The 20,385-nt window shown below is 57.3% G+C and carries 17 protein-coding genes; 6 read left to right on the top strand and 11 right to left on the bottom strand.

Going from position 1 to position 20,385, the window contains the following annotated elements:
• Positions 1-1,224, bottom strand: coding sequence for a TIGR03862 family flavoprotein (locus R5H23_RS06020; protein WP_317214805.1), 1,224 nt, complete (start codon positions 1,222-1,224; stop codon positions 1-3).
• Between the two features lie 82 nt (positions 1,225-1,306).
• Positions 1,307-3,865, bottom strand: a complete 2,559-nt coding sequence (locus R5H23_RS06025) for a TonB-dependent receptor (RefSeq protein WP_086634424.1) — start codon at positions 3,863-3,865, stop codon at positions 1,307-1,309.
• Between the two features lie 207 nt (positions 3,866-4,072).
• Between R5H23_RS06025 and ade the strand changes: the two genes are divergently transcribed.
• Positions 4,073-5,770: an adenine deaminase gene (ade, locus tag R5H23_RS06030; RefSeq protein WP_317214806.1), complete on the top strand. Its 1,698-nt coding sequence runs from the start codon at positions 4,073-4,075 to the stop codon at positions 5,768-5,770.
• A 63-nt stretch (positions 5,771-5,833) separates the two neighbouring features.
• Here the strand turns inward: ade and R5H23_RS06035 are convergent, their stop codons facing one another.
• Positions 5,834-6,034 (bottom strand): entericidin A/B family lipoprotein, encoded by a 201-nt coding sequence (locus R5H23_RS06035; RefSeq protein WP_046899903.1) that lies wholly within the window; start codon positions 6,032-6,034, stop codon positions 5,834-5,836.
• A gap of 144 nt (positions 6,035-6,178) precedes the next feature.
• Between R5H23_RS06035 and R5H23_RS06040 the strand changes: the two genes are divergently transcribed.
• Complete coding sequence (locus tag R5H23_RS06040; protein ID WP_317214807.1) at positions 6,179-7,366, top strand: glycosyltransferase family 4 protein; 1,188 nt, start codon at positions 6,179-6,181, stop codon at positions 7,364-7,366.
• Positions 7,367-7,394: 28 nt separating this feature from the next.
• Here the strand turns inward: R5H23_RS06040 and R5H23_RS06045 are convergent, their stop codons facing one another.
• Entirely contained in the window at positions 7,395-8,240 is an 846-nt protein-coding gene (locus R5H23_RS06045) for a TPM domain-containing protein (RefSeq protein WP_408874336.1), read from the bottom strand.
• 17 nt (positions 8,241-8,257) lie between these two features.
• Entirely contained in the window at positions 8,258-8,851 is a 594-nt protein-coding gene (locus tag R5H23_RS06050; protein ID WP_317214809.1) for a LemA family protein, read from the bottom strand.
• A gap of 292 nt (positions 8,852-9,143) precedes the next feature.
• Between R5H23_RS06050 and gltX the strand changes: the two genes are divergently transcribed.
• A complete protein-coding gene (gene gltX, locus R5H23_RS06055) occupies positions 9,144-10,478 on the top strand; it encodes a glutamate--tRNA ligase (RefSeq protein WP_317214810.1) in 1,335 nt (444 codons plus the stop codon).
• A 48-nt stretch (positions 10,479-10,526) separates the two neighbouring features.
• On the opposite strand, the gene R5H23_RS06060 is transcribed toward gltX, so the two are convergent.
• The 4 genes from R5H23_RS06060 to cysS are packed head-to-tail and all read right to left on the bottom strand — an operon-like array spanning position 10,527 to position 14,519.
• On the bottom strand, positions 10,527-11,396 hold the full coding sequence (locus R5H23_RS06060) for an aldose 1-epimerase family protein (protein ID WP_317214811.1): 870 nt from the start codon (positions 11,394-11,396) through the stop codon (positions 10,527-10,529).
• Entirely contained in the window at positions 11,389-12,348 is a 960-nt protein-coding gene (locus R5H23_RS06065; protein WP_317214812.1) for an ion channel, read from the bottom strand. Before R5H23_RS06065 ends, R5H23_RS06060 begins: the two co-directional genes overlap by 8 nt.
• A 31-nt stretch (positions 12,349-12,379) precedes the next feature.
• Entirely contained in the window at positions 12,380-13,156 is a 777-nt protein-coding gene (locus R5H23_RS06070) for an RNA methyltransferase (protein ID WP_046899897.1), read from the bottom strand.
• Positions 13,157-13,160: 4 nt separating this feature from the next.
• Positions 13,161-14,519, bottom strand: coding sequence for a cysteine--tRNA ligase (cysS, locus tag R5H23_RS06075; protein WP_317214813.1), 1,359 nt, complete (start codon positions 14,517-14,519; stop codon positions 13,161-13,163).
• Positions 14,520-14,606: 87 nt separating this feature from the next.
• Here cysS and R5H23_RS06080 point away from each other — a divergent pair, with 87 nt between their 5' ends.
• The gene (locus R5H23_RS06080) at positions 14,607-15,989 is read left to right on the top strand and encodes an MATE family efflux transporter (protein WP_099210612.1); all 1,383 of its coding nucleotides are present in this window, start codon (positions 14,607-14,609) and stop codon (positions 15,987-15,989) included.
• Here R5H23_RS06080 and R5H23_RS06085 read toward each other — a convergent pair.
• Both R5H23_RS06085 and R5H23_RS06090 read right to left on the bottom strand, forming a co-directional pair.
• Positions 15,952-17,157, bottom strand: coding sequence for an MFS transporter (locus tag R5H23_RS06085; RefSeq protein WP_317214815.1), 1,206 nt, complete (start codon positions 17,155-17,157; stop codon positions 15,952-15,954). The genes R5H23_RS06080 and R5H23_RS06085 overlap by 38 nt on opposite strands.
• A gap of 97 nt (positions 17,158-17,254) precedes the next feature.
• A complete protein-coding gene (locus tag R5H23_RS06090; RefSeq protein WP_046899893.1) occupies positions 17,255-17,725 on the bottom strand; it encodes a BON domain-containing protein in 471 nt (156 codons plus the stop codon).
• A 347-nt stretch (positions 17,726-18,072) separates the two neighbouring features.
• Between R5H23_RS06090 and rpsD the strand changes: the two genes are divergently transcribed.
• On the top strand, positions 18,073-18,690 hold the full coding sequence (gene rpsD / locus R5H23_RS06095) for a 30S ribosomal protein S4 (RefSeq protein ID WP_007282513.1): 618 nt from the start codon (positions 18,073-18,075) through the stop codon (positions 18,688-18,690).
• Positions 18,691-18,808: 118 nt separating this feature from the next.
• Positions 18,809-20,356, top strand: a complete 1,548-nt coding sequence (locus R5H23_RS06100) for a peptide chain release factor 3 (protein WP_099210608.1) — start codon at positions 18,809-18,811, stop codon at positions 20,354-20,356.
• Positions 20,357-20,385 lie beyond the last annotated feature (29 nt).

Below are 20,385 nucleotides of genomic sequence, written 5' to 3' on the forward strand. Positions count from 1 at the left end.
TCAGCGGATACCCGAAACTGACGATTCTAGCCACCCAAGGACGCCTTTTGCTGCGGCAAGACCGGTGGAAAAACATCCCTGCAGAAGATAACCCCCGGTTGGGGCTTCCCAATCCAGCATCTCGCCAGCTGCAAACACCCCGGGATGAGCCTTCACCATGAATTTTTCGTCTAATGCGTCCTGACGTAATCCCCCTGCGGTCGAAATGGCGCGGTCGAGGGTGTCTGTCCCGGTCAGGACGATGGGGAGGGCTTTAATGGCCCGGGCCAGCTGGAGGGGTGTCGCTTGTTTTGGTGTTGCCTGTCGCAGCAGTTCTCTGGAGGCACCATCGAGAGACAGAGCTTTGCGGAGGCGGTTAGACTGGCTCTCTCTCGGTCGCTGGTTCTGAAGGCGTTTGAGAATGGCGTCTTCAGAAAGGGTGGGACGCAGATCCAGTGACAGGGTGGCGGTGCCCGTAGAGGTGATGGCATCACGGAGAGAGGCCGAGAGGGCATAAAGGGCAGAGCCTTCCAGTCCGCGCGGCGTAATGGTGAGGTCCCCACGGGTTTCCGTTCCCTGAAACGATAGTCCGACGGAATGGAGTACTTCACCGTCATGGCGTTGCAAGACGTCATCGGGCCAGTTGGGCATGAAACCGCAGTTTGACGGTTTAAAAGGGGATGTTTCCGTAGGGAACAGACTGGCCCAGCGCCCGTCTGATCCCAGGCGAGACCAGCTTGCTCCGCCTGTGGCCATGAGCGTGGCGTCCGCAGCAAAGGTGACAGGACCTGAAGGGCTTTCAAAGGTCAGTCGTGAACCCTCCCATCCTGTGAAGCGATGGCGTGTCCTGATCTGAACGCCTTGTTCTGCAAGGCGACCGAGCCAAGCGCGAAGGAGAGGAGACGCTTTCATGCTTTTGGGGAAAACTCGCCCCGAGCTTCCACTAAAGCACTCTTGCCCAAGGCTTTCAGCCCAGCGACGCAGAGCGTCTGGCGGGAAGTTCAGCAAGGCTGGGGTCAGCCAGTCCTGAGCTGGTCCATAGCGTGTTATGAAAAGGTCGAGTGGCTCAGAGTGGGTCAGGTTGAGGCCACTTCGGCCTGCCATGAGCAGTTTCCGTCCCACGCTGGGCATCTGCTCAAAGATTTCGACGTGACATCCATGACCAGAAAGATATTCAGCGGCAAACAGTCCGGCGGGACCTGCGCCAACGATGGCAACAACTGGAGGCGTGGAGAAAGGGCTCATGGCTGTCTGATTGCCATGAGCCGGATGGTTTGTCAGGTTCTACGTGCTTCTGGGGCCGACGAGGGTCAGCCTCAGGAGGGCATCAGAAACCGGCGCTGATGGAGCCCGTTGCGGCGAAAGGTGCTGCAATGGCGTAGGTCGGGGCAGTGCCCTTTACCGTATTGCCGAAAATGCCCTTCATGGTTGTTGCATTCGTCTGCACGCTGAGCGGGAAGCCCAGATAGTGCTTGTCGGCAATGTTGGAGATGTTGAGCTTGACGTTGGGGCTCTGCAGGAAGCCAACATTGTGGAAGCGATAACCGACGGTCAGGTTCATGCGCACGTAAGACGGGAGTGCCTCGTCGTTCATGAACGTTGAATACTGCTTGGCGACGTATTTCAGGCTGTAGGCGCCGAAAAGATTTCCGTCATCGTAATCCAGATTGAAGCCAACCTGATATTTTGGTGTTTCAGGCGCGAACTTGCCCTTGGTGTGCAGGTAATCCACGGAGCTTCCGCTGCCGCCGCGCAGGTTGCTGGTCGTGCGGGCATCAACATACTCAAAGGATACATACGGGCGCAGATGATAGAAAATCGGACGCGTGCCGATCTCTGCGTCCACACCGTTTGTGCTCTGACCGCCCGCATTGATGTTGTTGCTGTAGTAGTTTGAGCAGGCGTCATCGGTGCACTGGCTCTGCGAGAAGAACCGGTTGGTGAAATTATAATGGAAGTAGGTGATCGATCCCATGACGGTTGACCCGGTGTAACGCCAGCCCGCTTCTTCCGAGATGGAAATTTCCGGGTTGAGGTTTGAGGTGCCGCGTGTGGCGTAACCGCTGCTGGCCTGGTTGGGAGCCTTCACATTGTAATACGTGCCGGCATCGAAAAGCGCGTAGTTCGTCGGCATCCGGAAGTTGGTCGCGCCGGAGATGAAGATCTGGTTTTCAGGGTTGATCTGATAGCGGATCGACGCCGTTGGCAGCGGCTCATAGTACGTCTTGTTGATGTATGGGCCGGTGGATGTGTTTGGCAGCATATTCTGCGCATCACGGGTGACGATGGCGTATTTGAGGCCGCCCTCGATCGTGAGCTTGTTGTTCAGCAGAGACAGGCTGTCACCGATGAACATTGTGTGCACGCGGGTCTGCGTCAGGTTAGAGCGATACTGATAGGTCTGCCCGTTATCAAAAACGTAGTTTGCAGCCTGTCCCCAAACGCTCCAGGGCGTTCCGTCCGCGCCAATGCCCGTGGCGGGGCCGCTCTGGATCTGCTTGGAATATTCGAACCAGTAACCAACCATGAGGCGGTTGACCCCTGTGGTCAGCGTCAGCTTCGTGACGGCACCGGGGCGATAGGTTGTGGTGATGGACGGTTCATAGAGCAGGCTGCCCTTTGCAACGGACTGCCCTTCAAGTGTTCCGCCCATTGTTGTCGCACCATAGCTGGTGGGAACCGTGTATGCCCCGCCGCCACTGCCGCTGCCGTACCAGAAGTAAGGTGTTTCCGTCAGTGTCAGGTGATCGGTCAGCTTAAAGGTGGATGGTGCACTGACATAAATGTTGGTGAACGGGTTCTGATGGAACTTGTAATAGTCCGCATCGCTCTTCGTGGTCTGGCCGGTCGGATCTTTGTACACGCCATTATAGACGGTGTTGGAGATCGTGGACGTGGTGGTGTTCTTGAATGTGCTGCCATTCGGGCGCGTGCAGGTTGCACCAGCCGAGCAGGACGTCACGTATTTGTCCTTCACGCCCAGACCGTATTCGTCCCACGACGCCATGTTCACGGAGCGGTTCAGGTAGTTGTAGAGGCGATTGCCAACGATCGCGAGAGAGACGCGGTTGCCGTCGCCCCAGTCATTCACGATCTTGCCTTCGGCGTGCAGCTTCCGGTTTGTTGCCTCACTATGAACGGCATCTTCCGTCGCATAGGAACCGGAAAAATAGGCACGCAGGTTCGTGTGGCCGATCTTGCCAGTGTCGAGGCGCAGGAAGCCGCGGGTATAATCATAAGACCCGTAGGACACGTCGAAGGCGCCGCCAGCCTTCATCTTCGGATCGATCATATACATGTCGACCACGCCGCCCGTGGCGCTCAGATGTGGGCTGTCCAGATCCGCGGAACCTTGAGCGAGATTAACCTTCTGAAGGTTTTCTGAATCCACGATTTCCTGGGAATACGTCTGGAAGGAGCCGACGTCGTTGATCGGGAAGCCTTCAAGGGTAAAGCCCATCTGCGTCTGATCGAGGCCACGGGAGCTCATGTGGCTTCCTGTCAGGCCGGCCGGGTCGGAAGACGACACGTTGGCGCCTGGAAGCAGGGAGATGAGCTGCATCGGGTCCTGACCCGGAGCCTGCTTTTCAATGAAATCGCGAGACACGCTGGAAACAGACTTTGCTGCGTCCTGCTTCTGCATCAGGCCGCCACCAACGTCACGGCGTGTAACGCCGTCAAAATACTTGCGACGACCGCTAACGGACACGTGCTCTTCATGCACTTCATCTGTTGGCGCGGTATTACCCATCATTGACGGTGCCGCTGCGGCTGCCTGATGGCGGTTTGACTTATGATCAGGGGACGACGCGGCGGGGGCTGCCAGTGCAGGAGCGACCCCTAAGGCAATGAGTGCAGACGTTGAAAGCAGGCGTGCAAGGCGCATCAGGAAGATGGTCTTTCTCGGATAGTGAAATAAGCGAGAAGGGGAAAACCACGCTTTGTCACAATCATCAACAGTTTGGCATATGAAACATTACGACATAAATAATCGTGATATTTTCGCAACAAAAAGTGGCCCGAAAGCTTGCTTTGAGTGCCGGGGCATCTGCGCGCTATAAGTGGTCATTGCTGACATTCGGAGGTTTCAGGCATGCAGAACGCAATCCAGCGCCGGGTGGCTCAGGGGCAGGGACGGGAACCAGCAGATCTGGTGATCCGCAACGTCCGTCTTCTGGATCTCGTGACAGGCGAACTGATCCCGACGGATATTGCGATCTGCGGTGACCGGATCGTTGGAACGTACGGGACATACGAAGGTAGGCAGGAGATCGACGGACGCGGGCGGGTCGCTGTTCCCGGTTTCATTGATACCCATCTTCATGTTGAGTCCTCTCTGGTCACGCCTTTCGAGTTTGATCGCTGCGTTTTGCCGCATGGCGTGACGACCGCTATCTGTGATCCCCATGAGATGGCCAACGTCCTTGGGCGGTCAGCCTTCGATTATTTTCTGGCCGCGGCTGAGCGGACCGTCATGGATCTGCGGGTCAATCTGTCGAGCTGTGTTCCTGCAACGCCTATGGAAACATCAGGGGCCACACTGGATGCAGCTGATCTGGTGGCCTACCGGGATCATCCCAAGGTGATCGGGCTGGCAGAATTCATGAATATCCCGGGTGTTCTGAACGGTGATCCGAGTTGCCTGGACAAGCTGGCCGCATTTGCCGGCGGTCATATTGATGGTCATGCGCCGCTGATGCGTGGCAAGGCACTGAATGGCTATCTGGCCGCTGGCATTTCGACGGACCATGAAGCAACCGCCGCGGAAGAAGCGCTGGAAAAAGTCCGCAAGGGCATGACCGTGCTGATCCGGGAAGGCTCCGTCTGCAAGGATTTGGAAGCTCTGGTTCCGCTGTTGAATGTTGCAACGTCGCCCTTCTTTGCCTTTTGCACAGACGACCGGAATCCGCTTGAAATCGCACATGAAGGGCATCTGGACTTTCTGATCCGCCGGGCAATCGAACTGGGGGTTGAGCCGCTGGCTGCATATCGCGCGGCCTCACTTTCGGCTGCCAATGCCTTTGGTCTGCGGGACCGCGGGCAGATTGCTCCCGGCAAGCGTGCAGATGTTGTGCTTCTGGATGATCTGGAGGCCTGTCTGGTGTCAGACGTCATTTCTGCCGGGCGTCTGGTCACGGATGCCCTGTTTGCTGAACGGGAGATTATTCCGCCCGTGGGGCTGGGCAGCGTGAAGTTGCCAGGTGTGGTTTCTGCGTCGGATATGGAAATTCAGGGCAGCGGAACAGACCGCCCTGTGATGGGGCTTATTCCTGGGCAGATCATTACGGAATATCTGCGGCTGACATTGCCGGAAGAGAACGGGCAGGCCCTGCCGGATGTTCCGAACGATGTGGCCAAGGTCTGTGTGGTGGCGCGACATGGACATAATGACAATATCGGCCGGGGGTTTGTGAAAGGGTTCGGCCTGAAGCACGGAGCACTGGCGTCATCTGTCGGGCATGACAGCCATAATATCTGCGTTGTGGGCACCAATGATGCGGATATGGCGGCTGCTGTGAACCGGTTGGAAGCGACAGGCGGCGGATTTGTGGCCGTTCAGGATGGCAAGGTGCTGGCAGAACTGAAGCTGCCGGTGGCGGGCCTCATGAGTGATGCGCCGTTCGAACAGGTCCGCGACGAACTGATCGTATTGCGGAAAGCTGCGAAAGAGATGGGCGTTTCTCTGGAAGAGCCGTTTTTACAACTGGCTTTCCTGCCTCTTCCTGTTATCCCGCATCTCAAGATTACGGATCTTGGAATGATTGACGTCAGAACGATGGAACTGGTCTGAAACGCAAAAAGACCCGCCCCTGTGAGAGGGCGGGTCTTTCTTATCAGGCATGACGAAGGCTGATCAGTGGGTGGAGGCACCCGTTGCGTTGGCGATGCCCTGTTGTGCACTGGTTGCAGCGTGAGACGTTGCATGGCCAACAGCACTGACATCCTGGCCTGCGCCACGCGTCGTGTTGCAAGCGGACAGAGACACTGCCGTACCTGTAAGCAGGGCAGAGACCAGCATCAGGCGAGCGAACGTGGATTTACGGGTCTTGGTCATGCGGGCATGTCCTTATGTTCTGTGTGTTTGTTCAGGGGTAAAAGCCTGTCGTGTCAAAAAGTTGCGTTTTTAAGTACTGACCTGCGTCGGCAGGAACGGAAAAAGGCCTGAAAATTGTTAGAGAAATTTCATTGGGCCACAGCGATGTTCAGAGTGTTTCGTCGTAACCCGGAGCGTTCGCCTGGAAAGTCAGTTCTGATTGTGGACTGTAATTTTCCGCGGCCCCTCCATGATTCCGGTTCGATGGATCTGGACGCGCTGATCCACTCGCTGCTGCGTCAGGGATGTAAGGTCAGCTTCCTTGCGCTGGGGGAGTATTTCCTTCCCAGAGAGCAGCGGGATAGGAACGCGAGGGAAGAATATCGCGCCTGTGGAGTGATCTGCCTGACGCCCGGTGATGATATGGCTTCACTTGGATGGAAGGGAATTGAAGAGGCTCTTCAACATGTCGGGCCGAATCTTGATACCTGCATCCCATGCCGCGTGAGCTGTGGGGGCGCAGCTTACGATCGGCTTCGTGCGGCGTTTCCATCCGCCCGCATGATTTTCTACGCGTGTGATCTGCATTTTCTGCGAGAAGAACGGGCTGCGCGTCTGGCCGGAGATTATACCGCGCTCAAAGCAGTTGAGGTCACGCGGGATAATGAATTCGCCATTATGCGTCGTGCAGATGCGACACTGGTGGTGTCCAGCTACGAGAAGAATCTTTTACGTCAGGAATTGCCGGAAGCGCTGGTTGTTCATCTGGCTTTTCCCCGGCCCTCTGCCGAGGGAGATGGCTGGGACGCGCGCCGCGATATTGGTTTCATTGGCAATTTCGGGCATCGGCCGAATGAAGATGCGGTGCGTTATTTTCTGGAACATGTCTGGCCGGATCTGGCTGTCCGCATGCCGGATTGCAGATTTCTGATCGTGGGAACGGGGGCGCCGGACTGGCTGACAGAATGGGCGGAGAAAGACGCGCGTCTGGTTGTGCTAGGGCACGTTCCAGATTTGGCGGCTGTGTTGAACAGTTTAAGAATAACTGTCGCGCCGCTTCGGTATGGAGCAGGGACAAAAGGAAAGGTTTTAAGTAGCCTGTCTCATGGCGTGCCCTGTGTCATGACATCCGTTGCCGCTGAAGGTTTCGACTTCACGCCGCAGCTCGAAGAGCTGGTTGTTGCTGATCTTCCGCAGGATGTGGTGGATGCCATTGTGGCACTCTACACACAGGCCTCTCGATGGCAGATGGTCGTTCGTCACGGGCGTGATCTGATATTGCAGAATCATACGCCCGAGAAGCTTGATGCGGCGGTGGCTCAGTTATTGCGTCTTGATGCTGCAGGCCGGTGACCGAAGGATAAACTTACGAAGGTGCCCGTTACCAGGAGTCCTTCGCGCCGCCTCCGCCAGAATCTCCACCGCCGGATTTGTAGGAGTTTTTCTTCTTGTCGCCGCCGGACGAGTTGGCGTTATTACGTGAGGCGGCTGATAGAATATTGATCAGCAGGCTCAGGATCACGTCCCAGGGAATGCTGATCAGAAACCTGTCAAAAATTGAAAGAGGCAGGCCCTGAGCTTCGCGGCGTTGAGCACGGACGGTAAAGCCAGAGCCAAGAGCAAACAGCACCATCCCTCCGACACCGAGTGCGAGATCAAATCCGTTGATGTTGAAATCCGTATCGGATGAGGCCTGCTCCTCGTGAACCTGCGTCTCGCTTTTGCGCAAAATGTCGGCGATGGAATCCAGCATCCCGTTTAGTGCGGCGGCATAGTGACCGGCTTTCAGGTCCGGCTGGGCAGCATGCAGGATATTGAATGTCTGAAGGTCGGTCAGGTCGCCTTCAAACCCATACCCGACTTCGATGCGAGCCTGATTGTCCGGAATATCCAGAACGATCAGGAGACCGTTGTCCTGACCTTTTTGACCAATGCCGGAAGCATGGAACGTCTCATTCGCATACTGATCGATATCGTCCACATGGCCGGGCAGAACGATCAGAATGTGCGGGTGACTTGGGAGTGTTTGCCGAAGATCCGTCAGCTTCTGGACGAGCTGATCCTGTTCCGGCTCGGACAGGCTCTGATGCGGGTCTGTGACGAGCTCAGTCAAAGGTGTGGCCGCGCCTGCCGGGCCAGTCAGAGACAGGCACAGCAGGGCAGTCACGGCAAGGACCAGATGCAGGGTGCGCGTTAGAAGCGGGCGGGAAACAGTCGGCACGTTCATCCGGTCCTTCAGTCAGATCAATGCTTGGAGAAGTCTACGACTGGCGGCGTCTGTGCGGCTGGGGAAGCCTCGTAATAAACGCGCTGATGGTAGCCCATGATCCCGGCGGCGAGGTTGCCCGGGAAGTGCATGACTGTCTGGTTGTAAGCCAAAATGGCCTGCTGCAGACGCTGGCGTGCCACGGTGATGCGGTTCTGTGTACCTTCAAGCTGAACCATCAGGCTTGTGAAGTTCTGATTGGCCTGTAGCTGCGGGGACTGTTCAGCCACGACGTTAATGGCCTTGATTTCCTGTGCGTTACGGGTCTGTGCGTCCAGGATTTTTTTCTGAAGGGCTTCATCACTGACCGAGCGGGGGTCAATGCGGTTCAGGGGTGTTTCACCCGAACGTGCCGCAGCGTAATCCGTCAGGGTGTCATGCTCGTGGGTGGCATAGCCTTTGACTGTATTGACCAGATTGGGAATCAGGTCGGTCTGGCGCTGCACTTCGTTCTGAAGCTGACCCATCTGTTCCTTGACGTTCTGGTCCGCTCCCATGAAACGGTTATAGCTTGATCCCAGCAGGGCAATAATGCCGATTACCAGAATGGCAGGAATGAGAAGTTTTCTCATCAGGGGTCCTCTTAAATCAAAAAACGGATCATCACTCCGATCGCAGAAAAAATCGTCAGTCGTGAGTGTCTGTTCTTCGCCTTTATACAACAGGATGGACTGAAGGAAAAAACGTTTCTTTTTAGTCCATGTTTGTGGGGCAAGTATTCCGGTTTCCCGTTATGTTATATCGGTAGAATGGCCATGTTTTATTTGGCTGGCAGAGTGTCGAGAAACTGGAGAGTGTCGGGTGTTCTGAGTACGATGCTTCATGCATCTGGCATGACGCGCAATCATGCGGCATTAAGGCGGCATGAAACTGCGCTTTGCCCCATCGCCAACCGGCTATCTCCACGTTGGTAACGCCCGTCAGGCCGTCGCCAACTTCCTGTTCGCCCGCCGTCATGGCGGCAAGTTCCTCCTGCGTATCGACGATACGGACGTCGCGCGCAGCAAGCCTGAATATGAGGACGCGATCCGTAAGGATCTGGCGTGGCTCGGTCTGGACTGGGACGAAGAGGCCCGTCAGTCCTCGCGGATGGAGCGGTATGCTGCGGCGATCGACAAGCTGAAAGCCTCTGGTCGGCTGTATCCGTGTTTCGAGACCGAATACGAACTGAATGCCAAGCGCGAGATGCGCATCCGGGCTGGCAAGGCCCCGATCTATGATCGCGCTATGCTGAAACTGACGCCGGACCAGCGGGCACGTGCCGAAGCCAATGGCAAGACGCCGCACTGGCGCTTTAAGCTGACGGATGGCAGCCGCAAGTGGCAGGATCTCGTCATGGACGATTGTTCCGTCAAGCTGACGGCAATCTCCGATCCGGTTCTGATCCGCGCTGATGGCACGATCCTCTATACGCTCGCCTCGGTTGTTGATGATCTGGAAATGGGCATCACGCATATCGTCCGCGGTGAAGATCACGTCACAAATACTGGCGTTCAGATCGACATTGCAGAAGCTCTGGGTGCAAAGCCGGATCGCTTTACGTTCGCGCATCTGCCGCTGCTGCTGGATTCCGATGGTGGGAAGCTATCCAAGCGTTTTGATGCGCTGGGCCTGAAGTCGCTTCGTCAGGATGGGATCGAGCCGATGTCCATCGTGTCGTATCTGGCGCGCGTTGGGACGTCCGATGATCCGGAAGTCATGACGATGGAAGAGGCGATTGCGGCCTACGAGATCTCCCATGTTTCCAAGTCTGCGGCGCGGTTCGATATGCGCCAGCTTCTGGCTCTGAACCGCAAGGCTCTTCATAATCTGCCGTTCTCGGTGGCGAAGGAACACCTTCCAGCCGAGGCGACGGAAGAATTCTGGAATGCAGTGCGCGGTAATGTCGATCTGACGGCTGAAATCCCGCATTGGTGGGATGTGACGCAGGGCACGATCATTCCGCCGTCGCAGCCGGAAGACCGTGAATTTCTTCAGCAGGCGCTTGAAACCCTTCCTGCCGAGCCATGGGGCGAAACCACATGGCAGGACTGGACCACGGCTTTGAAGGAAAAGTCAGGTCGTAAGGGCAAGACCCTGTTTATGCCGTTGCGCCTTGCCCTGACGGGTGAGGACAATGGGCCGGAACTGCATGTTCTTCTGAGCCTGATGGGACACGCCCGGACGGTGTCACGTCTTCAGGACGCTATTGGCGCCTGAGTGATGATTGGGAATGCCTGTTTTTTCGGGCATTCCCACTTCCGGGCGTCAGACGGGTTCGACGCTCCAGAAAGCCTCCCAGCTTTCGCCGGGTTGTAGATGCAGCAGCCCCGGCTTTTCCGAAAAATCTCCGGTGAATCCAACGGGTGTGGCGTAACCGTACCATGGCTCGATGCACAGGAAGCCAGCACCTGGCTTGGTCCAGATTCCAAGATCCTTGAACCCGTCCCAGCGCACGCGTAGGCCGCTTCCGTCCGGGCCTGTGAAATCGACACCCTTGCTGCGGGCATCCAGCATGATGATGGCATCAGCCTCAAACAGGCTGTCCTGCAACGGAAGAATTCGGTCATGGATTGGGGACGGGGCTGCCTCCGGAAGCAGACCATCCGGGCTGATGCGCCGGATATGATCGGCTTCATTCGTGTCAAAGGTCAGGCGATGATTTTCGCGGCCCGTTTCTGGATTCAGGGGCCACATGAATGCCGGATGCACACCAAGGGACGCGTGTAGCGTGGCATCTCCGGACGGGTTGGTGAGAACATAGCCGACGTGCAGGCCAGTTTCTTCCATCCGGTAGATCAGGTGCAGCCGAAATGCCGCCGGGAAGAGCTGCCATGTTTCGGGTGTATCTTCCAGCTCCAGAACACAGCCGGTTTCTGTTCGTTCGAGCCAGCGGAATGTCATGTCACGGGCGAAGCCATGTTGGGTCAGCGTAACGGGCTGGCCATTCAGCGTTGTATTTTCCGGTGGTTTTCCAACGATGGGAAACAGAACGGGCGAATGGCGTTTCCAGGCGGGGCCAGCGTTCCAGAGCAGGTCCTGCCCTGAAGTGGTCCGCAGGGAGGTCAGCTCTGCGCCATGGGCGGAAACCGTTGCCGTCAGGCCATTTTTTCCGAAGCTGTGCTTGGTATCAGACATGGTGATGGTGCCTTTCATGCGCTGTGGACGGATCAATCGGCTCGTGGTCCCCGTGTTCGGTTGTGTGGAACCGGGTGAAGTCGACCTCGACCCTGCCATCCGGGCGGTGATGGATCATGTCCGAGAAACGGTATCCGTGTTTCACATGGCCGATCTCGTAGGCATGTCGTGCGAAGAGTGTCTGGGAGGAGATTTCGTCTGTCCCATCCATCGTGATGATGATTTCCGCATTCTGGTCAATCAGCGTGTCTGCTGACAGGCCATAAAGCGGGCTGGTCTCATCAATCATGTGTGTGGCGTTCAGGCTGATCCGGAAGATCGGAACATGCGACTGGATCAGCGCCAGTCTGTCGAAACGGCGAACCAGTCGCCCATGATCGTCCGGCATCAGGCGCGTCAGGGTCATTTCAACGTTAGCAGACAGGATCAGCGTGCGACGACGGTTCGCGATCCGGATGGTGAGTGTCGGGATCAGGTCATCATAGGACACGACGGCGACATGGCTGAACAGGATACGCGCTCTCGGGCGCGAGAAGCGTGCGAAGACCAGTCCCGTCGCGAGCGCATTGAGCATCATGCCGGCGAGCACTTCGAAAGACACGATGGTGTTGGTCAGGCGTCCGACGGGGGCCATTGTCCCGTATCCAACGGTCGAGATCGTCTGGACACTGAAGAACACGTCATCAAGGAAATCCCCGTGCGGGACGCCGCTGACGCTGCCAGGGATCATGTAATAAAGGCAGGCAAATCCGATATTGATGCCCAGATACAGAGCGAGGGACGCCCAGAAGAACGCCCCCCATGTCATGGTCATCAGATGATGATAGAGGTCCCCGAGGGAACCGTCTTTCAGTCCCGTGCGGATAATGTCGCCCCGACCGTTTTCTTCCAGAACATGGGCCCGGATGCGGTTGGCCGTTTCGACTACCAGCTCCTCAGGCCGTGGAGTCATCCGGTGCCTGTGTCGCCAGTGGATCATGGTCTTACCGTCTTGCCTTTCTGGCGCTGACCAGTTCGCTGACCACGCCATGGAGCGTGCGAAGTTCCTGTTCGGTGACTTCGCCTCGTGTGAAGAAATGCCGCAGATTGCGGATCATGCCCGGTTTCTTCTGTTCGTTCCGCAGGAAGCCACAGTCATCAAGTTCCCGCAGCAGATGGGACATGAAGTTTTCCAGCTCGCCCTTGGTAGCCACATGCGTCTCATTCGTCATGAGATCACGCGGGGGCGTCATGTCTTCGGTCAGATACCACTCATAGGCCATGACGAGCACGGCCTGTGCGAGGTTGAGGGACATGAACTTCGGATTGAGCGGGTAACGCACCAGCGTATCGGCGCGGGCCATGTCTTCGACGTCGAGGCCCGCACGTTCTGGTCCGAACAGGATGCCGGTGCGCAGGCCACGCGTAGAAGCGACACGGAGTTCCGCCGCTGCCCCGCGAGCCGTCATGACAGGCTTCACGACATGGCGGGGGCGGGGGCAGGTGGCGAAAACGCGGTGCAGGTCAGCCACGGCCTCATCGACCGTTTCGAAAACCTGTGCGTTGTCGAGGATACGATGGGCGCCGGAAGACGCAGGCCAGGCGCGTTCCTGCGGCCAGCCATCCCGTGGGGCGACGAGGCGCAGGTGAAACAGGCCGCCATTCGCCATGGCGCGCGCAGTCGTACCGACGTTTTCGGCTAGCTGCGGGCGCACGAGAATAACAACGGGGTCAAATTCGCCGATCGGTTCCAGATCGGCACCACCATCACGTCCGGTCATGAGATTATGCCTTCCGCCATGTTGTGCCGCCAGGGCCGTCTTCCAGCGTGATGCCGTCTGCAGCAAGCTGGTTCCGAATTTCATCCGCGCGGGCGAAGTTGCGGGCTTTGCGGGCTGCCAGACGTTCCTCGATCAGGGCTTCGATGGCGGACGCATCAACGCCTGAGCGGAACCATTCAGCCGGGGAAACCTGAAACAGACCAAGCTGTTTGCCAGCGGCCAGAAGACCAGAGGCAGCTTGCTGATCGCCCTGCATGGCAGCGTCTGCCAGCGGGTGAAGGGCTGCGATGGCGAGCGGTGTGTTCAGATCGTCGCACAGGGCATCCAGCACGCTGGCCGGAACATTTGCTCCTTGTTGCGCATCACCGCGCTCAAGAGCACGGTAGAGGCGATCCAGAACGCGGCGGGCTTCTTCCAGCTTCTCCCACGTGAAATCCAGCGTCGAACGGTAATGCGCGCCTAGATACAGGAGACGCAGTGGTTCTGCTGGGGATTTCTCCAACACTTCCCGTATGGTGAAGAAATTGCCCAGAGACTTGGACATCTTCTCTCCGTTGGAGAGCAGCATGCCGTTATGGAGCCAATGCGTGGCGAACTTGCTGCCCGGATAGCAGCACAGAGACTGTGCCCGCTCGTTTTCATGATGCGGGAAGAGCAGGTCGTCGCCACCACCATGAATATCGAAGCTCTCCCCCAGATACCGGTGAGACATGGCCGAACACTCGATATGCCAGCCAGGTCGGCCGCGACCATACGGGCTGTCCCAACCGGGTTGATCGGGTGTGGATGGTTTCCAGAGCACGAAATCGCCTGGGTCGCGCTTATAGGGCGCTACTTCAACACGAGCGCCAGCGATCATGTCATCCAGCGAGCGGCCGGAGAGTTCGCCATAAGATGAGAAGTTCCGGACCGCGAACAGAACGTGCCCTTCGGCTTCATACGCATGCCCGTTTTCGACCAAGCGGCCGATCATGTCCAGCATCTCACCAATGTGGTGGGTTGCGCGGGGTTCGATATCCGGCGGCAGAATCCCGAGTGACGCCAAATCTTCATGAAAGGCTTCAGTCGTACGGGCGGTCAGGGCGGAGATGTCTTCCCCGTTTTCTTTCGCGCGGGCTGTGATCTTGTCGTCCACGTCCGTGACGTTGCGGACATAGGTGACACGTGGATACAGCACGCGGAGCAGTCGGATCAGGATATCCGCGCCCATCATGGCGCGCAGATTGCCCAGGTGCGCCCGGTCATAGACTGTGGGTCCACAGAAATAGACCCGCACATTCTGCGGATCGAGTGGTGTGAACAGTCGCTTTTCGCGCGCGTGGGTGTCGTGCAGACGGAGCACGTGAGGAACGGGATCGGCCATAGATGGGATCAATGCGCCAGCCACCGTTTTGGTGCAACAGGCTTTGTTACTCTTGTCTGTATGATCTGCACTGCGATAGTGAGGCTTATGTGTAGAACCTTCAAAGATCCGACCTCTTCACGCGGGCATGCTCTTGCCCTGCTTCGCGTGGCTCTTCCGCTTGCACTTTCCCAGCTTTCCGAAATGTCGATGGGCGTTACGGACACCATCCTTCTGGGCGGTCTGGGGGTAGCTGAAGTGGCGGTCGGCGGTCTGGCCAATACTTTTTTCTTTACCACCATGGTGACCTGCCAGACCATTCTGGGTGGAGCTGGCGTTCTTCTGTCTCATAGTCGGGGGGCGGAAGATCACGGACGGGATTCTCATGACGGTCGCAGTGTCATGAGCGCTGCGTTCGTTCTGGCACTGCTGATCTTCATTCCCTGTGCGTTGCTCTTATGGTTCGTGCAGCCGTTATTTGCATGGTTAGCGGAACCCGGGGACGTGGTGACGCAGGGCAGCCACTTCATTCATATCCTTCTGTTATCCCTGCTGCCGGATCTGGCTGTGATCGGTGTGCTGCGTGTGGCGCTCCCATCGCTCGGGGCGGAAACGCTTCTGTTGTGGATCATGCCTGCCATGGCGCTCTGCAATGGCATCACCAATGCAGCGCTCATTCATGGATGGTTCGGGCTGCCTGCGATGGGGATGTATGGCTCCGCCACAGCCACGACCCTGACAGGCTGGGCGATCAGTTTTGCCCTGACCGGATTGTGTCTGATGCACCCGCGAGTGCGGGCCGTTATGAAGCCAGCTCCTGTGCGCTGGCCTATCATGAAGGAACTATTGAAGCTCGGTTTGCCCATGATGATGGGAGCTGCTGCTGAAATTCTCATGTTTCAGATCACAAGCCTGCGGGCCGGGCAGCTTGGAACACAAAGCCTGGCAGCCCATCAGGTTGCGGTAAACGTGAGTGCACTGCTGTTCATGGTGTGTCTGGCCATTGGTCAGGCCACCAATGTGCGGGTGGCATACTGGCGGGGTTCAGGGCGAATGGATCAAAGCCGCCGGGCTGCGTGGACCGGTATCTGGGTGGTGCTCGTCTGGTCCATTCTGTCTTCAGCCTTGTTGCTGATCTGGCCAGAAAAGATCGTCAGCCTGTACTTCACGGGGCATGCACCAGATCCCTCTACGGCGGCATTGGTGATCACGCTCATGAAGATTGCCGGGATCTACCAGATTGTGGACGGACTTCAGGTTGTGTTCAGCGGCGCTCTGCGTGGGTGCGGTGATGCCGTCTGGCCAATGGTGATTGCTGTCACGAATTATGGCCTGATTGGCCTTGTCTTTGGGGGATGGTTGGCCTTCCAGCAGCACTGGGGTGCGGAAGGCCTTTGGGTCGGCATGGCGGCAGCGCTCACGGTGAGCTCTGTCGCCTTGGGAATTCGGCTGTTCAGCGTGATGCGGAAAGCCGAGCCTGTGCCATCGTAATCAGATAAGCCACAAACCCACCGGCAGAGAGCAGCGCGGCACCCCATCCGATCGATTCCAGGCCGTGCCCTGAACTTACCAGATAGGCCCCGAGCCATGTGCCCGCAGCGTTGGCAATGTTGAAGGCCGAATTGTTCAGGGATGCGGCAAGGGTTTGGGCATCGCCCGCAACTTCCATCAGATGTGTTTGAATGGCTGGGGAAATGCCGATCAGCGTTGCCGGGATCAGGAACGTGATCAGCAGCATGGCGACAGGGGATGGCAGGAGTAGCCAGAACCCGATCATGAACACGCAACTGGCAGCCAGAGAGAAAAGGATCGTCCGGTTGATATTCCGGTCCGCCATGGCTCCGCCAAACGAATTGCCAGCAACCATGCCAAGCCCCCAGACGATCTGATAAAGCGCAACGGCCCAGTCCGGGAGATGCGTTACGTCTGACAGGGCTGTCGTGAGGAACGTGTACACTGCAAAGAGGCCACCAAAGCCAATGGCGCTTGTCAGAAGCGTCAGGAGCACCTGAGGCCGCTTGAAAGCTCCGAGTTCAGCGAGTGCATTTGCGTCTGGATGGGGCTTGTCGCGTGGGGCGAAGTACCAGAGTGCCAGGAAGCAGAGCAATCCCAGCGCAGAGATTGCACCATAAGCGACGCGCCAGCCCAGATGATTGGCGGCGTAGGTGGACAGGGGCGACCCCACAACCGTGGAGATCATGATGCCCGACAAAACGCGTCCGACTGCGCGGCCACGTCTTGCGCGCTCAACCATGGAGGCGCCAACGAGCGCGGAAACACCGAAAAAGGCGCCGTGAGGGAGCCCGGTGATGAAGCGCATGACTTCAATGTCGAGCAGGTTCGGCATCAGGATTGTGCCGATATTCCCGACAAGGAACAGCACAAGCATAGCCAGCAGAAGTGTACGACGGGGGAGTTTTGCACCAGCAACCGCAATGAGGGGTGCTCCGACCACGACACCCAGCGCATAAGCTGAAATGACGGAACTGGCGCGGGAAATGGAAATACCAAGGGAATGGGAGAATTCGGGCAGAAGGCCCATCATGGCGAATTCGCCAGTCCCAATCGTAAATGTCGCCAGCATGAGAGCAAACATGGCTGGCTCGACACCGTGGGGTGGACGCACCCGCTCGACATCGACTGGTTCGATTAATTCCATATGGAAAAGGTCCGGAATAAGGGGAAAACCCGCCTACCATCCGGACCCTGAAAAGCTACCCGAACACGCTCACGTGGAAGTGTCCGGGCAGGTCAGTTCAATTCTCCGTTGGCAGGCGAATTGTCTGACCCGGATAAATGTCATCCTTGCTTGTGACAAGCGGTTGATTTGCATCAAGAAGCTCATCGCCAGAAATATCTTCCGGCAGCTTCTCGGCAACCTCATCAAGGTTATGGCTTGTCTTGATTTCAAGGAACTTCGGATCAGGTGTGCCGGGGGGAACCTGGATTTCCGCTTCCACAGCAGCCACGCCAGCGACGTTACCCGCGGTGAGGATCATCTGGTCACGCGCTTTGGCAGAATCGGCCTTGCCGCGCAGATAGATCGTGCGGTCATCAATCACGAGATGCGACATATGCATCTGCGCGAGGCCGAATCTCTTGAAGGCGCGCTTGATGGCGCTCTCGCCTGGCTTGGGCGGGGGCGGTGAATCCAGAGACTGGATCAGCCCTTCGAGGGAACCCTCAGCGATGCGGCCAGCCTTGGGATTGAAGCGATAGATTTTCATGGGCAAACTCAAAAAGACATGGCTCCCGGATTCATGGGGAGTACCAGACCGTTAGCGCAAATCCCCAGGGAAGGGTTGCGCGCTTTATAGGCCTCCGATGTGAGAAAATAACAAGGGTCAGACTCGTCCTTTCATTGACATGACAGAGCGAGACCTGTTAGGCGCGGGTCCACTGCCGGAAACGTGGACGTACCGGCCGGACCAATAAAGCGGGTTTCTGTACCCCGCAGGCTCCGGTTTTTGGGTGCGCGCCCGTCTTTCCCAATTCGGGGAGAGGCCTACCGGTGCAACAAAACGGCTCGCCATGCAGCATGGGGCGGGCCTGATGTATGAACAGGGGTTAACCCATGTCAAAGCGTCTTGAGAGCAAGTACAAGATCAATCGCCGTCTCGGCGTAAACCTTTGGGGCCGTGCAAAGTCCCCTGTGAACCGTCGTGAATACGGACCGGGTCAGCATGGTCAGCGTCGTAAGCAGAAGCCTTCTGACTTCTCCATCCAGCTGATGGCCAAGCAGAAGCTCAAGGGCTACTACGGCAACATCAGCGAGAAGCAGTTCCGCAAGTACTACGACGAAGCCGTCCGTCGTAAGGGTGATACCTCTGAGAACCTGATCGGTCTGCTGGAGCGTCGTCTGGACGCCGTTGTGTACCGTCTGAAGTTCGCGATCACGCCGTTCGCAGCACGTCAGTTCATCAGCCATGGCCACGTTACGGTCAACGGCAAGAAGGTGAACATCCCGTCCTACCTCGTGAAGGAAGGCGACGTCATCGAAGTGCGCGAGAAGTCCAAGCACCTCGCCATCGTTCTTGACTCCGTGCAGACGGGCGAGCGCGACACGCCGGAATACGTTGAAGTCGATCATCGCCAGATGAAGGGTACGTTCCTGCGTACGCCGGTTCTCTCTGACGTGCCGTATCCGGTGCAGATGGAACCGAACCTGGTCGTCGAGTTCTACTCCCGCTAATTCCGATCCCGGGTCTTCGGACCTGGATCAGCAAGCGACCGGAAAACGCCGGGCGGGTCATCCCGTCCGGCGTTTCTCATTTTAAAGCCCCCGGCTTCCAGTCTCTCCCGGAGTCTCCATGTCCGAAGCTCTCAGCGCCGAAATCAACCGCGAGATCGCCCGTCGGCGGACTTTCGCCATCATCTCCCATCCGGATGCCGGTAAGACGACCCTGACCGAGCGTATTCTTCGGGCTGGTGGTGCCATTCAGCTTGCCGGAAACGTGCGTGCCAAAGGTGAGCGCCGCCGTACTAAGTCTGACTGGATGGGTATTGAGCGCGATCGTGGCATTTCGGTTGTGACGTCCGTCATGACGTTTGAATACGGTGGATGTGTTTTCAACCTGCTTGATACGCCGGGCCATGAAGACTTCTCCGAAGACACCTATCGTACCCTGACGGCTGTGGACTGTGCGGTCATGGTGATTGACGCCGCGAAGGGTATCGAAGACCGGACACGCAAGCTCTTCGAAATCTGCCGTCTACGCGACATTCCGATCATCACGTTCATCAACAAGATGGACCGTGAAGCACAGGATTGCTTTGCGCTTCTGGACGAAATTTCCAACTCTCTTGCTTTGGACGTCTCGCCTGCTACGTGGCCAATTGGCCGTGCCGCGACGTTTATCGGCACGTTTGATATCCGCACGCGTGAAGTTCACACCAAGGATGCGGTTGATGAGACTGATCCGCGGATGGTGCAGCTTCGGGAAGATCTGGAACTGGTAGAAGCTGCTCTACCTGAATTCGACCGTGAGTCCTTTGATGCCGGGCATTTGTCTCCGGTGTTCTTTGGTTCGGCCATGAAAGAAATCGGTGTGACCGATCTTCTTGATGCGCTTGTTGCTTATGGCCCGGCTCCGCGTGCCCAACCGACGGAAACTCGTGAAGTTCAGGCCAGCGAACAACAGGTAACGGCGCTGATTTTCAAAATTCAGGCCAACATGGACCCGAACCACCGCGACCGCATGGCCTTTGCCCGTGTGTGTTCGGGGCGTTTGACGCGCGGTATGCGCTTGAAGCATGTGCGGACGGGCAAGCAGTTTGCCCTTCACACGCCGCAGTTTTTCTTTGCGCGTGATCGCCAGTTGGCTGAGGAAGCTTTTGGTGGGGACGTGGTTGGTATTCCCAATCACGGGACGCTCCGTATTGGCGATACACTGAGTGAAAGTGAAGAACTTCGTTTCACAGGTGTGCCACACTTCGCGCCTGAAATTCTGCGTCGTGTTCGTCTCGATGATGCCATGAAAGCCAAGAAGCTGCGTCAGGCTCTGGTAGAGTTGGCCGAGGAAGGCGTTGTGCAGCTTTTCCGTCCGCAGGATGGCTTGCCGCCGATTGTCGGCGTGGTGGGAACGCTCCAGCTGGACGTGCTTCAGTCTCGCCTAAAAGGTGAGTACAGCGTGTCTATCGGGTTCGAAAATACCCCCTTCACCTTGGCTCGCTGGATTACGGGAAGCCGCGAGAAGATCGAGGCGTTCATGATGGTAAACCGCTCATCTATGGCCGATGATCTGGATGGAGATCCGGTTTTCCTTGCCAGTTCGTCCTTCATGATGCGTCGGACTATCGAAATGAACCCTGACCTGGCGTTCCACGATATCAAACAGATCGGTCTGGCTTCGGTCTGATTTTTAAACCTCGCTCCTGTCTCAGGGAG

It is taken from the genome of Gluconobacter sp. GP1 (assembly GCF_032913585.1).
Lineage (GTDB): Bacteria > Pseudomonadota > Alphaproteobacteria > Acetobacterales > Acetobacteraceae > Gluconobacter > Gluconobacter cerinus.

Bases quoted from the DNA above. Each gene is read 5' to 3' on its own strand.
- R5H23_RS06020 (WP_317214805.1), bottom strand. From the start codon at position 1,224: ATGAGCCCTTTCTCCACGCCTCCAGTTGTTGCCATCGTTGGCGCAGGT.
- R5H23_RS06025 (WP_086634424.1), bottom strand. From the start codon at position 3,865: ATGCGCCTTGCACGCCTGCTTTCAACGTCTGCACTCATTGCCTTAGGG.
- ade (WP_317214806.1), top strand. From the start codon at position 4,073: ATGCAGAACGCAATCCAGCGCCGGGTGGCTCAGGGGCAGGGACGGGAA.
- R5H23_RS06035 (WP_046899903.1), bottom strand. From the start codon at position 6,034: ATGACCAAGACCCGTAAATCCACGTTCGCTCGCCTGATGCTGGTCTCT.
- R5H23_RS06040 (WP_317214807.1), top strand. From the start codon at position 6,179: ATGTTCAGAGTGTTTCGTCGTAACCCGGAGCGTTCGCCTGGAAAGTCA.
- R5H23_RS06045 (WP_408874336.1), bottom strand. From the start codon at position 8,240: ATGAACGTGCCGACTGTTTCCCGCCCGCTTCTAACGCGCACCCTGCAT.
- R5H23_RS06050 (WP_317214809.1), bottom strand. From the start codon at position 8,851: ATGAGAAAACTTCTCATTCCTGCCATTCTGGTAATCGGCATTATTGCC.
- gltX (WP_317214810.1), top strand. From the start codon at position 9,144: ATGAAACTGCGCTTTGCCCCATCGCCAACCGGCTATCTCCACGTTGGT.
- R5H23_RS06060 (WP_317214811.1), bottom strand. From the start codon at position 11,396: ATGTCTGATACCAAGCACAGCTTCGGAAAAAATGGCCTGACGGCAACG.
- R5H23_RS06065 (WP_317214812.1), bottom strand. From the start codon at position 12,348: ATGACTCCACGGCCTGAGGAGCTGGTAGTCGAAACGGCCAACCGCATC.
- R5H23_RS06070 (WP_046899897.1), bottom strand. From the start codon at position 13,156: ATGACCGGACGTGATGGTGGTGCCGATCTGGAACCGATCGGCGAATTT.
- cysS (WP_317214813.1), bottom strand. From the start codon at position 14,519: ATGGCCGATCCCGTTCCTCACGTGCTCCGTCTGCACGACACCCACGCG.
- R5H23_RS06080 (WP_099210612.1), top strand. From the start codon at position 14,607: ATGTGTAGAACCTTCAAAGATCCGACCTCTTCACGCGGGCATGCTCTT.
- R5H23_RS06085 (WP_317214815.1), bottom strand. From the start codon at position 17,157: ATGGAATTAATCGAACCAGTCGATGTCGAGCGGGTGCGTCCACCCCAC.
- R5H23_RS06090 (WP_046899893.1), bottom strand. From the start codon at position 17,725: ATGAAAATCTATCGCTTCAATCCCAAGGCTGGCCGCATCGCTGAGGGT.
- rpsD (WP_007282513.1), top strand. From the start codon at position 18,073: ATGTCAAAGCGTCTTGAGAGCAAGTACAAGATCAATCGCCGTCTCGGC.
- R5H23_RS06100 (WP_099210608.1), top strand. From the start codon at position 18,809: ATGTCCGAAGCTCTCAGCGCCGAAATCAACCGCGAGATCGCCCGTCGG.